General features: G+C 70.3%; 8 protein-coding genes. 4 read left to right on the plus strand and 4 right to left on the minus strand.

The window, feature by feature from the left end:
• Positions 1 to 155 precede the first annotated feature (155 nt).
• Complete coding sequence (locus FRANCCI3_RS18875) at positions 156 to 974, plus strand: DUF2127 domain-containing protein (RefSeq protein WP_011438110.1); 819 nt, start codon at positions 156 to 158, stop codon at positions 972 to 974.
• Between the two features lie 14 nt (positions 975 to 988).
• Here FRANCCI3_RS18875 and FRANCCI3_RS18880 read toward each other — a convergent pair whose 3' ends face one another.
• Positions 989 to 1,522, minus strand: a complete 534-nt coding sequence (locus FRANCCI3_RS18880; RefSeq protein ID WP_011438111.1) for a DUF2231 domain-containing protein — start codon at positions 1,520 to 1,522, stop codon at positions 989 to 991.
• Positions 1,523 to 2,388: 866 nt separating this feature from the next.
• Positions 2,389 to 3,273 (minus strand): LLM class F420-dependent oxidoreductase, encoded by an 885-nt coding sequence (locus tag FRANCCI3_RS18885; RefSeq protein WP_011438113.1) that lies wholly within the window; start codon positions 3,271 to 3,273, stop codon positions 2,389 to 2,391.
• Between the two features lie 618 nt (positions 3,274 to 3,891).
• On the opposite strand from FRANCCI3_RS18885, the gene FRANCCI3_RS18890 reads away from it, so the two are divergent.
• The gene (locus FRANCCI3_RS18890) at positions 3,892 to 6,273 is read left to right on the plus strand and encodes a putative bifunctional diguanylate cyclase/phosphodiesterase (protein ID WP_011438115.1); all 2,382 of its coding nucleotides are present in this window, start codon (positions 3,892 to 3,894) and stop codon (positions 6,271 to 6,273) included.
• On the plus strand, positions 6,264 to 7,166 hold the full coding sequence (aat, locus tag FRANCCI3_RS18895) for a leucyl/phenylalanyl-tRNA--protein transferase (protein ID WP_023842058.1): 903 nt from the start codon (positions 6,264 to 6,266) through the stop codon (positions 7,164 to 7,166). The genes FRANCCI3_RS18890 and aat overlap by 10 nt, the downstream gene beginning before the upstream one ends.
• A 209-nt stretch (positions 7,167 to 7,375) precedes the next feature.
• Here aat and FRANCCI3_RS18900 read toward each other — a convergent pair whose 3' ends face one another.
• Complete coding sequence (locus FRANCCI3_RS18900) at positions 7,376 to 8,599, minus strand: aminotransferase class I/II-fold pyridoxal phosphate-dependent enzyme (protein ID WP_308726830.1); 1,224 nt, start codon at positions 8,597 to 8,599, stop codon at positions 7,376 to 7,378.
• 785 nt (positions 8,600 to 9,384) lie between these two features.
• Here FRANCCI3_RS18900 and FRANCCI3_RS18905 point away from each other — a divergent pair.
• Positions 9,385 to 10,122, plus strand: coding sequence for a class I SAM-dependent methyltransferase (locus tag FRANCCI3_RS18905; RefSeq protein ID WP_035729926.1), 738 nt, complete (start codon positions 9,385 to 9,387; stop codon positions 10,120 to 10,122).
• Between the two features lie 47 nt (positions 10,123 to 10,169).
• Here FRANCCI3_RS18905 and FRANCCI3_RS18910 read toward each other — a convergent pair whose 3' ends face one another.
• Positions 10,170 to 13,544: a UvrD-helicase domain-containing protein gene (locus FRANCCI3_RS18910; protein ID WP_011438119.1), complete on the minus strand. Its 3,375-nt coding sequence runs from the start codon at positions 13,542 to 13,544 to the stop codon at positions 10,170 to 10,172.
• Positions 13,545 to 13,670: the final 126 nt, after the last annotated feature.

Below are 13,670 nucleotides of genomic sequence, written 5' to 3' on the forward strand. Positions count from 1 at the left end.
GTGCCCCGCCGGGGACACGCGACCCGCCATGCCCGTCGGTTGCAACCCGGGTGCTCACGGGTCGGCCGCCCGCCACGGACCGGGTTCTCGCGCCAAGCTGTGTCAGCCTAGGTTGGGAAGAAGCGCGGCGGGCTGGAGACACGGGTGGGACGTGGATGGCGCGGATGAACTGGGAGCTGCGGACGTGTGCCCGCAAGGGCCACGTCACCTACCGTCCGGACGAGACATCGCTGGCCGAGCGGCTGACCGCCCGGACCGCCGTCGGTGTCAGCTGGCGGTGCCTACGGTGCGGCGACTTCGTCGTCGGGGAGCCGGCCCTGTCCGGACCGGCTGAGGACGCACCGCTGCTCCTGCGCGGACGGGCGCTGCGCGACGCGACGGTCCTGCGGCTGCTCGCCGTGGAACGGATACTCCGGGCGCTGCTCATGGTCCTGATCGGCTACGCCATCCTCCGGTTCCGCCGATCGGAGGGGCAGCTCCAGCAGCTGTTCGACCGGGCCGTGCCCGCGGCGCGCCCGCTGGCCGACGTCCTGCGTCTCGATCTCGACCATTCCCCTACAATCGATCGCCTGCACCACCTCCTGCACACCCGTCCCCACACCCTGCTCCTCGTCGCGCTGCTGCTGTTCGGCTACGCCGCCGTACAGGTCGTCGAGGGGATCGGGCTATGGCTACTCAAGCGCTGGGGCGAGTACTTCGCCGCCGTCGCCACGTCGGCGTTCCTGCCGTTGGAGATCTACGAACTCACCGAGCGGATCACGGTCCTGCGCATCGGAGCGCTTGTCATCAACGTCGGTGCCGTCGTCTACCTCATCGTGAGCAAACGGCTGTTCAGAGTCCGGGGTGGGGCCGCCGCGTTCGAGGCCGAACGGCACGCGGAGTCCCTGCTCGAGGTGGAGCACTCCGCCCAGGCCGATCCGGCCCGTCCCGATCCTGCGGTACCGCAGGATCCTCGTCCGCAGGCCTTCACCTGAACCGGGCAGGCCCATCACCGGGCAGGCCCATCACCGGGCAGGGGAGTCCGGCTGAAGCTGCCGTGCCAGACGGCCTGGGCACCACTGTCGCCGATCCGGTAGACCTGCACGACCGAACCGGCGGCGACGACCAGGCTGAGCACGGCGAGAACCGCCACGAGCACCGTCCGGCCGGGACCGGTCGCGGTGCGCGCCGGAGCCGTTTCCGTTCCGGTGGCGGCCGAGCGGCGTGCGAGCACCCACGACGCCGCGGCCGCGACGAACAGCCCGGCGGCCCAGGGCAGCAGGGTGTCGCCGAGTTCGGCGTGCCGGCGGACCAGCTCGTTCGAGGGCACGCGTGCCTCGAGCCACTCCCCCGCATGGGTGGTGAGCGGCACGCTCACCAGCGCGACCAGAGCGACCAGCGGGGTGATGACGCCCAGCCGGCGCCGCGCCGCCGGCCACACCGCGGACAGCACCACCAGCATCGCTGCCAGCGGCACGAGGATGACAACCACATGCACGAGCAAGACGTGCGCCGGCAGTCCGTTGATCTCCGTTGGCCCCACGGTCGCTCCGATCGTCATCTCGTGATGTCCGCACCACGAGCCGTCACAGACAGGAGAAATCCCGCCCCGCATTACTACAGTAGTAGTAGTACTAATACTACTACTACCGCCTCTGTCGTAGATGAAGCGGGGCGACTAGGGACGCACCGTGCCCAGGGCGAGGCGGAAACGCCGGGGGCCGGGACGGTCTCCCTCGGGGTGCACCAGATCTCGTCGAACTCGCGTACCGCCCGGACATACCGGTGCGGCGCGAGCAGCCGCAGCCGCTCGGCCGGCCGAAACCCCAGCTCCGGCTCGGTGACCGCGAATAGCAGGCAGTAGGCACGCCGATAGGCGACTCCCGGGAATACTTTCCCGAGCTCGTGCCGACGGACCATTTCCGCGGTCGCCGCGGGCGGTGTGAAGCTTTCTCCCCCCAGCGAGACCACGCACCTGCTCGGCGAGCCGTCCTGCGTCAGGCCCCGGGCCTCACGGAAGCGACGAAGAGTACTCGGAGTCCAGCCCGGGTGCTTCTCGTTCGACATCGACGACCTAGTTCCAACGACATCGTTCCAACGACCTCGTTCCGCTGCCCCGCCAGTTCTCCCACCAGCAGAGTAGTCAGACGGATACCGCGGACGGGCGACAATGTCGGAATCGAGCGCTGGACATCCCTCAAGGTCCGTTTCCTGTCCGGTCACCGGACTGCCCGGGTAATCGCCTGCCGGCTGCCCTGGTCAGTGCGGCCGACACGCGTTGGACTCATGACCAGCGGCTCCGCTCGGGCTGACGGGAGGTCCCCGGGTCCGGCGCCGCGCACGGGCCTGGCCGAGAACGAGCTGCCCCCCTTCGGGACCGGCCTGGAGATCTGGGTCGGGAGATCTGGGTCAGGAGATCTCGGCGAGCCCGGCGACCCGCGGAATCACCTCTTCACCGAGTATGTGCAGAGGCTCGACGTGCCAGACGTCGCGCACGCCACCGAGAACCGCCTGGACACCGAGTTCGGCCAGGTCGTTCAGCTCGTCGAGAATCCTCGCCACATTCTCCCCCCTCGGTCCGACGTCAAAGGAGAAGACCACGGTCTTGAGGATGTCGTCGTAGTTCCGACCCTCGCGTTCGCAGTGTTCACGCAGCACCTGGAGCTTGCGCGCCAGATCGGGACCGGGGAAGAGGTTGCACGCCTGTGCGTACCGGGCCACGAGGCGCAGCGTCTTCCTTTCGCCACCCCCACCGATCAGGATGGGTGGATGCGGCCGCGTCAGCGGCCGCGGCGAATTCAGTGGACGGGCCAACTGGTAGTACCGGCCAGAGAAGGGGCTCTCGTCACCGCTCCACATCCGCAGGCAGATCTGCAGCGTCTCCTCCAGCCGTTCGAACCGCTCGGCCAGCGGCGGGAACGGCAGACCGAGACCGACCGCCTCCTGTTCGTACCAGGCGGCGCCGATGCCCAGCCAGGCCCGCCCGCCGGAGAGCACGTCCAGCGTCGTGACGATCTTTGCCAGGGCGCCGGGCGCCCGGTAGACCGTCCCGGTGACCAGGGTCAGCAGCTTCGCGCGGCGGCTGTGGGCGGCCAGGAAACCCAGCGTCGTGTACGCCTCCAGCATCTCGTTCTCGGCCGGACCGACCATCGCGATCTGGAAGAAGTGGTCCATGACGGCCAGGTAGTCGAATCCGACCGTGTCCGCCACGCGGACCACCTCGGCCAGATCTTCCCCGAGCCGCCCGGAACCGTGCGGGGAGGTGAAGTCGGGTAGTTGCAGACCGATCCGCATGTGCGCTCCTCCCCCGCCTCCAGCGCGGAAAGCGGGACATAGCCGATATTTTCCCATCTGTCGCGCGGCGACAGCCTCCAGCCGCGGTGACCATGATCGGGACTCCCTGACGTGATGAGTCGACGACACGACCACGCCTGCGCGCGGTCACCCCACCCGAACCCAACGCCACGCCCGCAAATCGCAACAAATTTCGATATATAAATGACAAGAGGCTGAGATGCACGAGAATGTAGGCATGCCCGGCCAAGCCTCCGTCATGATGGTCACATGAGGCCCGGGTGGCGGGACCTCCGGGGTGTCCGTACCCTTTCCCTCGACGGAGGTAGCCCTACTCCTCCCGCAGGACCGGTCGCCATCGGCGCCGGTCGATTACTGGATCTGCGGAGTCGGCACCATGGCGGCACCGGAGAGGGGCCGGAGGGGGAGTCGCCACCATCGCCCGCCCACGGCGCACCCATAAAAGATCATATTTTTCGGCGAACCGGCCTTCGGCGAACCGGCAGGCAAGACGGCCGTCGGTGCCGCTGGTGTCGTCGCCGCGGCACCGGGCGATGGCCGTCGGCACGATGCCGGGCACGTGCACAGGTTTCCACCACTCTGCGGGGGGATGACCGGTTGACCGCCTCTCTCCCTCCCCCGTGCCGGTTCCGTCTGATCCGGATTGCCCAGCTCGTCCTGATTGTCGCCACGGTCTACCTGTCCGTTTCCGCGTTCGTCACCGTGCCCCACATCGGCAACGAGACCGGGTCGCTGCGTTACGGCGTCGCCCTCGGCTCGGGCCTGATCTGCCTGGCGCGGGCGGTGTTGATCCGCGGCGAACGCCTCCCCTGGGCCCTGCTCGGTACCGGGCTCATCAGCTACGGAGGCGCGACGATCTACTACAACGCGGCGGTCGCCGGCCGGCAGGACGACGACCTCGGGCCGTCGCTGGCCGATCTCGGCTGGCTGCTCTTCTATCCGGCGTGCTATGTCGCCGTCATCCTCCTGCTACGCAGAAGAGTGCTCCGGCTGCACACGAGCGTCTGGATGGACGCGCTCGTCGGCCTGCTCGGCGTGGCCGCGCTGACCAGCGGCATCGGCGTGGCGATGGCGAACGCGTATCCGCGCTACAGCGCGTGGACGATGACGGTGAACCTGATCTATCCGCTCGCCGACCTGCTGCTGATCCTGCTGATCGTCACGGTGTTCAGCCTGCTGGGCTGGCATCCCGGCCGGGTGTGGTGGCTGCTGGGCATCGGGCTGGTGGGCTTCGCGATAGCCGACTCGCTCCTGCTGGTCATCGTCACCACGGACAAGGACCCCGGGTCCGGCCTCCTCGGCACGCTGTGGCTGTTCTCGGTGCTCATGCCGGCCCTGGCCGCCTGGCTGCGACCGCGCTGGCACCCACCGGCCAAGATGTCCGGCTGGGGCGTCATCGCGGTCCCACTGGTGCTCACCGTGATCGCGCTCGGTCTGCTCGTCCTCGGCGCCACGGTCCAGCTGCCAAAGGTCACCGTCGGACTCGCCGCGGCCACGGTGCTGACGGCCCTGGCCCGCGCCGCGTTCACCTTCATCGAGGTCCAGCAGCTCGCCGAAAGCAAGGTGCTGGCCCGCACTGACGAGCTGACGGGCCTGGCAAACCGGCGTGGCTTCATCGAACGGCTGACGAAGGCCGAGCAGCGCGCCACCGGGGTGGGCACCTTCGCCCTCCTCCTGCTGGACCTTGACCGGTTCAAGGAGATCAACGACTCGCTGGGGCATCAGGTGGGCGACGCGCTACTGGCGCAGGTCGGAACCCGTATCTCCGACGCCCTGCGTCCCGGCGACCTGCATGCCCGCCTGGGCGGCGACGAGTTCGCGGTCCTGCTCGAACACGCGGACATCGAGGCCGCGAAACGCGTCGCCGACCGGGTGCTGGCCGTGCTCGGCGATCCCTTCGACGTCGGCGGGGTGACCCTGCACGTCGGCGCGAGCATCGGCGCCGCCGTGTACCCCGACCACGCCGAGGACGCCCACATCCTGTTGCAGCGTGCGGACGTGGCCATGTATGCCGCGAAGTCGGGCCGCACCGGCGTGGAGTCCTACCGTCCCGGCTCCGACGTGAACAGCCTCGTCCGCCTCGACATGATCGAGTCCCTGCGCGCGGCGCTCGGCACCGGCCAGCTGGAGGTGCACTACCAGGTCAAGGTCGACCTCGATTCCGGGCAGGCAAATGCCGTGGAGGCCCTGGTCCGCTGGCGGCATCCCAGCCGCGGCCTGCTCGGGCCAGAGGAATTCGTCCCCCTGGCCGAACAGGCCGGTTTCATCCGGATGCTGACCATCGAGGTGCTGGAGACCGCCCTGGGCCAGTGCCGGCAGTGGCACTCCGCCGGATTCGACGTAGCGGTGGCGGTGAACCTGTCCGCCTCGGACCTGCTGGACCGTGGCTTTCCCGAACAGGTCAGCGGCATGCTCTCCGGCTTCGGGCTGAGCCCGACGGCACTCGAGCTGGAGATCACCGAGACCACGTTGATGCTCGACCGGGTCCGCACGGCCGCCGTACTCGGGGAGCTGCGCGACCTGGGGATCGGAATCGCCGTCGACGACTACGGCACCGGGTACTCCTCCCTGGCCAGGCTCTGGGAGCTGCCCGTTGACGTGCTGAAGCTGGACAAGTCATTCATCCAACGCATGGAGGTCGATGGCCGGGCCGAGGCGATCGTCCGTTCGACGGTCGGGCTCGCCCACGCGCTCGGCCTGCGCATCGTCGTCGAGGGCGTGGAGACCGCTGGAGCGATGCGGATGCTGCGGGATTTCGGCTGCGACCTGGCTCAGGGCTACTTCCTCGGCCATCCGGGCCCATCCGAGCAGGTGACCGAGCAACTGCGGCGACGGGCGCCGTCGGCTGGCATGATCGATCCGGAGACGATCGGCCGGACGGAGGAATGTCCCGGCGATCTCTCCCCGACGATGGAGAGTGCCGTGCTGAACGCCCCAGTCGCCCCGGATCGGACGCCGGCGGTCAAGTCGTGGCGCTGACGGCGCCGCCCCGCGATCTCGGCCCCACCGTATGGGACGGGTTCTCGCTGCTGAGCAGCCCCCGCCAGGCCCCGGTCGCCGTCGGCGGTGAGCTGGATCCGGCGACGTTGATCGGCGCCTACCGGGCCGGCGCCTTCCCCTGGCCGGCGAGCGAGGCCGACGGCGGCAAGGTCCATGAGGACGACGAGGCCCACGGGGACGACAGCGACGACGCGAGCAGCGGGACCCGCGGGGGCGGGGGGTGGCTGCGCGAGATCCTGCGGGCGGCGGTGGCCGCCCGACGCATCCCCCATCTGCCCCCGCACCGTCCCGGTGGGCTGGACCTGCCCTGGTGGAGCCCCGACCCCCGGGCGGTGATCCCGATCGGCCGGCTGCGGGTCAACCGGACACTGCGCAAGCGGCTACGTAACTGCGGGTGGACCACCACCGTCGACGAGCGCTTCGTCGACGTCGTCCGCGGCTGCCGCCGCGGCGGTACCTCCGAATGGATCACTCCCCAACTGGTCGAGGGCTACGCCGAGCTGCACGCCCTGGGCTGGGCGCACAGCATCGAGGTCTGGGAGGGCGACGAGCTGGTCGGCGGCATGTACGGAGTGGGCGTCGGCGGCGTGTTCGTCGGTGAATCGATGTTCCGCACCCGGACCGACGCCTCCAAGGTGGCTCTGGCCGACTTCGACGCCCGGTTCACCGCGGCCGGCGGGGTGCTGCTGGACGTGCAGATCGCGACCCCGCATCTGATCGACCTGGGTGCGGTGGAGATTCCACGGGCCGATTTCCTCGCCGTTCTGGCCCGCGTCCGGGATGCCGACGTCCGCCTCGACCGCGACCGGTATCCGGTCGCCCGCCTTGCCCCGCATGGCGCCTCCGGCGCAATGCGGGGACCCCTGGCCTAGGGCGCCGTCCGGGGTCTCCGTCACCTCGCCTCCGGCGAGCTTCCTGGGAGAGCCGTCGGGCGCCTCCGGCGCAATGCGGGGACCCCTGGCCTAGGGCGCCGTCCGGGGTCTCCGTCACCTCGCCTCCGGCGAGCTTCCTGGGAGAGCCGTCGGGCGCCTCCGGCGCAATGCGGGGGCCCCGGTAGGAGCCTGTCTCGGCGAGGTGGGGTTCAGTCGCCGGCGCGGGCCTGCGGGACCGACACCAGGGGAAACCGCTCGACCGCCTCGGCCAGGACGGCCAGCAGATGATCGATCTCGGCGTTGGTGTTGGCCGCGGTGACCTGGATGCGCACCCCGACCTGCTCACGGGGAACGACCGGGAACGGCACCACACTCGCGAAGATCCCCCGTTCGAACAGAAACCGGCCCAACGGCTCGGCCTGCGCGGCGTCGACCAGGGGAATCTCTATGATCGGAAAGCCGCTGGCGTTGAGCGTGAACAGACCGAGCCCGCGCAGGCCGTCGAGGAACCGGCTGGTCAGGCGGTGCAGCCGGGCCCGGATGGCGTCCCCGCGTTCCGCGTTGACCCGCAGCCCGACCAGCCCGGTCGCCAGGGACGCCACCGGCGACGGGCCGGAGAAGACGTACGGGCCCGCGGTGGACTTCAGATACTCCTTCACCTCCGTGGGGCAGGCGACGAAGGCGAGCAGCGACGAGTACGCCTTCGAGAAACCGCCGACCAGGACGAGATCGTCGTAGGTCTCGCCGAGATGGCGGACGATTCCGTTGCCGCGGCTGCCGTAGGGGCTCGACGCGGCGGGATCACGCTCGCCGACGACACCGAACCCGTGGGCGTCGTCAACGTAGAGCAGGGCGTCGTGCGCACGGGTGAGCGCCGCGAGTTCGGCGAGCGGCGGGCCGTTTCCGGTCATGCTGTGGACGCCGTCGACGCACACCACCCGGGGGTGAGGGCTCGTCCGCAGCCGGCGTTCCAGCCGGTCGAGCCGGTCCTCGCGGAAGCGCGCCACGGCGGCGCCATGGGCCGCGGCCACGACCGCGCCGTCATGTGCCGTCTGATGGGCGTGCACCTCGACGAAGAGGGCCCCCTTGCCCACGAGGGCGGGCAGCACCGACAGCTGGATGTGGGTGATGGTCGGGAGCAGCAGCGCGTCCTCGGCACCGAGGAGAGCTGCGAGCGTGTGCTCGATGTCGTCGTACATCCGCGGGCTGGCGATCAGCCTCGACCAGCTCGGGTGGGTGCCCCAGCGGTCCAGGTACTCCGGGACCGCCTCGATGATCTCCTGGTCGAGATCGAGGCCAAGGTAGTTGCACGACGCGAAATCGGTGAGCCAATGATCACCGATCCGTATCCGGCGGCCGTCGATCTCGTCCACCGTCGCGTCGTAAAAGGGCGCGTGGCGGCGCAGGCGGTCCAGTTCGGCCCGCATACCCATAGGCTGATCAAGAACGTGTCGCCAGGCCGGCGATAACGCCGAGACAGGGGACGAAGGCAAGTCGGGACTTTCGTAGGTCTGCGACATCCCCGCGGCCTAGCCCATGCCCTGGGCCACGGCGATCGGCCGGGCGGGCAGGATGATCACTAGCATCCCAAACAGTCCAGATAGTCCAGATAGTCCAGATTCTCGGAAGGCAGTCGGCCCTGCCAGCGGAACCGGGTGCACTACCACCATCACCAGCCCTCAGGATCGCCGGGAACACACGTCGCCGGGTTCAGGGAACGAAGAAGCACCAACGGACCAAAGGAGTATTCAACACGTAAACAATAAACCTCAGGGCCCGGATAATTCCACAACAAGCGTGGTATGCCCCTGATCCGCGCAGCGGAGCCGGGAGATCGGGCGGACGCCGAGGCCACTGCGGACCGGGCGTCCACGCCACGGCCGGGGCGGATCCGACTGGCGGCCCGGGCGGCTCCCGCCGCCCACCGAAGGCCCGCCGCCGTGGTGTTATCGTCCCCGGCATGTCTGACACGGCGGCATCCGCGGCGACCTCCACCGCGTCCACGGCTGCGGCTTCCACGGCTCCCCCCGCAGGCTCGAGGCAGGCCCCGACACCCTCCGCGGCGACCCCGGAACCGGGTGGCGAGTCCCGGGCCGCGGCTTTCGGGACCGCGCCGCCGGCCGGCCCGTCCGGCCCGGTGCCGGCGAGCGGAGCGGGCACGGCGAGCGGAGCGCAGGCGGCGGCCACTCCCCGCGAGCGGACCAAGGAGGGTCCGCTGGTGCGCGCCCTGCCCTATTCCGGGTTCGGACTGTCGCGCTCGAAGACGCTGTTCCTCGCGCACCGCAAGGAGCCCGTCGACCCGGCTGGCTTCTACTCGCTGATCGCCGCGGACTCCGTGCGCCAGCTGATGCGGTACACATCCCTGACCGGCCAGCTCGTCCTCGACGTCGGCGGCGGCCCGGGTTACTTCCGCTCGGCCTTCCTCGACGCCGGCGCCCGGTACGTGTGGGTCGAGCCGGACGTCTCGGAGATGGAGGCCGGTGGCATCGAGGTTCCCGGCCGGGTCCGGGGCAGCGCCTTGGACCTGCCGTTCCTCTCCGGAAGCGTTGATCTCTGCTACACGTCAAACGTGCTCGAACACGTCCCCGACCCGTGGCGGATGTGCTCCGAACTGGCCCGGGTGACCCGCCCTGGCGGGCTCATCTTCCTGAGCTACACGAACTGGCTGTCCCCCTGGGGCGGCCACGAGACCGCACCCTGGCACTATCTGGGTGGTGACCGGGCGGCGGCGAGGTTCGAACGCCGCAAGGGCAAGGCGCCGAAAAACATCTACGGCAAGACTCTATTTCCGGTGTCGGTGGCCGACACCCTCGCCTGGGCGAAGCGGCGGTCCGACGTCGAGATCCTCGACGCGATGCCGCGCTATCTGCCCGACTGGGCGAAGGTGATCATCAGGATTCCCGGTGCCCGCGAGATTGTGACCTGGAACCTCGCGATGGTGTTGCGCAAGCGCTGAGCCGCCGGGCCGCGCGAGTGTCGGTCCAGCGGCTCCGGCCCGGTGGCTCAGAGGAGTCGCAACTGCTTGCCCGGTGCCGGCCGGCGCGACCGGCGCCGCCCGCCCTCGGCCGGGACGCCCTCGGCCGGGACAGAGGACAGCAAAGCCGGCCTGATGTCCGCAAGAAACGGTGAGGGACGGGTCGTCACGACCGACCCGGCGCGCCGCCGGCTGGCCGCCGAGGTGAGGACCAACCGATGCCTGGCCCGGGTGACGCCGACGAAGAAGAGTCGGCGCTCCTCCGCCTCGGCGTCCTTCGTGCCGGCGTCGGCGGTTCCGTCGGCGGTTCCGTTGACGCCACCGCCCGGGATCCCACCGCCCGGCGCCTCACCGGCCGGACCGAAGCGCATCGGCAGCAGCCCGTCCTCACAACCGACGATGATGACCAGGCCGTATTCCAGACCCTTGCTCGCGTGCAGGGTCAGCAGCGAGATCCGGTCCGCCCTCGGGTCCAGCCCGTCGACCTCGGCGGCGAGCGTGACCGACGTGAGGAAACCCGCCAGGTCGTTGCCTGCCGCTGCGGCGGCCGGTGCGAGCAGCTCCACCGCCAGGCGCAGCTCGGCCTCGGTCGGCACCCGTCCGCCGGAGAAGCCGGGAAACCCGTCGGACGGCACGGCGCCGAGCTCGCTTCTCCTCGCCTCGGCGAGATCGGTGGCCCGTGCCGCCGCGTCGCGCAGCAGACCCGACACCGGACGCGGGACGCCGGGACCCGAGGGATCCGTGGTCGTCAGGTCCTGCAGCAGGGCGAGCAGGTCGGCGACCGCGGGAGCGTCCGCGAGCGGGAGATGAGAGCGCCGCTGGAACGGGAAACCGCGGGTGGCCAGCGCTTCCATGATCGGCTCGGCCTGGCGGGCGGTCCGGTAGAGCACGGCGATGTCCGCGAAGGAGAACCCCGCGTCGACCGATCCGTCCACCCCCGAGTCCAACGCGTGGAACGAGGTACCGCCGAGCGCCGCGTCGATCGTGTCGACGACGGCGATCGCCTCCTCGGCCTCACTGCGGTAGCGCCGCAGCAGCACCGGGCCGTCGCCCTCGGCGCCCCGCACGGCGGTCAGGGTCCGGTCCGGGACCAGACTCGTGGGCGCGATCACATCGAGCGCCGTCCGCACGATGGTGCGGGTGGATCGGTAGCCGCGGGTCAGGGCGACCGGGCGGGCACTCGGGTAGTCCTGCTCGAACCGCAGGAAGAACCGGACGTCCGCACCCCGGAAGCTGTAGATAGCCTGGTCCGGGTCGCCGATCACGCACAGGTTGGCCGTGGGGGGACACAACAGCCCCAGCAGGCGGTACTGGAGTTCGTCGGTGTCCTGGTACTCGTCGACCCAGACGTGGCGCCACCGCCGCTGGTAGTGCTCGGCGAGATCCGGGGACGACCGCAGCAGGGTCAGCGGCAGGGTGATCAGATCGTCGAGATCGACCATGTCCCGATCGCGCAGCGCGGCGTCGTAACGGGCGAGCGCCCCGACCAGGTCGTGGTCGCGGATCGCCTGGCCGAGCGCTCGGTGCCGCTTGAGCTCGGCGACACCGGCCGCCACCCGCCGGCGCGTTCGGGCGTCGCCCTCACCGTGCAGTGCCGCGGCGATTAGCTCCACGCGCACCGCGTCGTCCGCGACCTGGACCTGCGGGCCCCGGGCGAGTTTCGCGTGCTGCTCACGGATGATCGTAAGCCCGAGGCCGTGGAAGGTCGTCGCGAGCACCCGTCCCGCGGCGTCACCCAGCAGGCCGGCTAGCCGTTCGGCGAGCTCCCCGGCCGCACGCCGGGTGAAGGTGACCGCCAGGCACTCCCCGGCCGGCACCCCGTGCTCAGCGACCCGGTGTGCGATCGCGTGGACCAGCGTACGGGTCTTGCCCGTTCCCGGTCCGGCGAGGACGAGCAGCGGACCGGACAGGTGCGAGGCTGCCAGCCGCTGCTCGGGATCCAGCCCGTCAAGCACCGACGGGGTATCGCCGGAAACCGGCGTGAACAGCTGGCTGTCGGCCACCGCGGCATCCCCCGGCACCACCGCGGCATCGGGTGCCGGACGCGCCCGCGCCGCGAGCGCCTCGTCGAGGGAGGGTCCCGCATCGATCCGGTCCTGCCCACCAGCCGCGCCGGACCCCAGGTCGAACAGGGTGCCACCGTCCCGGGCGAGCTCCCGGGGTTCGAACAACCGGATGACGCCGTATTCGCCGTCGAACCCGGCCTGCCGGATCACCTCCCCGCGGCGCAGGCGACTGATTGCCTCGACCAGCTCCGGCGATCCGACCCCAGCGATGTCCGTGAGCGGTACGTCGCCGAGGATGTCGAGCTCCGGGCCCAGACGGGAGACCAACGACGTCACCTGGCCCGCGACCGCCTTGCTCTTCGGGCCCACGCCGAGAATCTCCCCGACGACCTCCGGCAACGGAACCAGCGAGGTGACGTCGGGCGCCGTGACGGGGCGGTGGCCGGGCCGCCGGTCGGCCAGCGCCTCGACCCGGTTGAGGACCCCGACGGTGAGGCCACCGCCGCAGGTGGGGCAGCGTCCGCCGACCTCCCGGGTCTGGTCCGGCGTGAGGACCACCCCGCACTTGCGATGCCCGTCGAGGTGGTACTTGCCCTCTTCCGGGAAGAACTCGACGGTCCCCGCGAAGCCGTCCCCGCCGCGCAGCGCGGCCTCGATGGAGAAGTAGTCGAGGTCGCAGGTGAACGCGGTCGCCTCCCGGCCGAGCATCGGCGGGGAGTGGGCGTCAGAGTTGCTCACCAGCCGGTAGCGGTCGAGACCGGAGATCCGCCAGAACATCTCCGGGTCCGCCGAAAGCCCCGTCTCCAGGGCGAAGACCTCGTCGGCGAGGTCGCCGTAGCAGTCCTCGACGGCGTCGAACCCGGACTTCGAACCGAGAACCGCGAACCAGGGCGTCCACACGTGCGCCGGGACCAGATAGCAGCCCGCCCCGCCACCAAGGGTGATCTCCAGCAGATCGCGGGAGTCCAGGCCCAGGATGGGACGCCCGTCCGCGGCGAGGTTGCCGATCCGAGCCAGCGCCGCCGTGATCCGTCCGGCGGCCTCCCGGTCGGGAGCGTAGAGAAGATGATGGACCTTACGGGTCCGGTCGCCCCTCTTGTAGATCGTCGAGATCTCACTAGAGATCATGAAGCGGGTCGCCGTCCGGCAGGAGGCCGGTAACGTGCGCAGCACCTCATGCTCAAGATCGGACCGCAGCCGGAACAGGCCGGGCTCGGCCGGGACCAGCTTCGTCGCGATCTCCTGAGACCAGGCCGGATGGGTGAAGTCGCCGGTGCCGACGACGGCGATGCCCTTGCGTGCCGCCCACCAGGCCAGGTGCTCCAGATCGCAGTCACGACTGCAGGCACGCGAGTACCGGGAGTGAATGTGCACATCAGCGTAGAACCGTGACCTCACGGATGCGTATGTTGTCGCACCCGCCTCACCATGCCGCCGGCGGCACGCCGCAACCTCACCCGAACCCGCACCCGCACCCGCACCCGGCGCACCCCGCGGACGGGCTACCCCCTCCTGTCGCTCCGT

It is taken from the genome of Frankia casuarinae (genome assembly GCF_000013345.1).
In the GTDB taxonomy this organism is placed as follows: domain Bacteria; phylum Actinomycetota; class Actinomycetes; order Frankiales; family Frankiaceae; genus Frankia; species Frankia casuarinae.

Excerpts from the sequence above, each read along its gene's own strand:
- FRANCCI3_RS18885 (WP_011438113.1), bottom strand. The coding sequence starts at position 3,273 with ATGCGGATCGGTCTGCAACTACCCGACTTCACCTCCCCGCACGGTTCC.
- FRANCCI3_RS18900 (WP_308726830.1), bottom strand. The coding sequence starts at position 8,599 with ATGGGTATGCGGGCCGAACTGGACCGCCTGCGCCGCCACGCGCCCTTT.
- FRANCCI3_RS18875 (WP_011438110.1), top strand. The coding sequence starts at position 156 with ATGGCGCGGATGAACTGGGAGCTGCGGACGTGTGCCCGCAAGGGCCAC.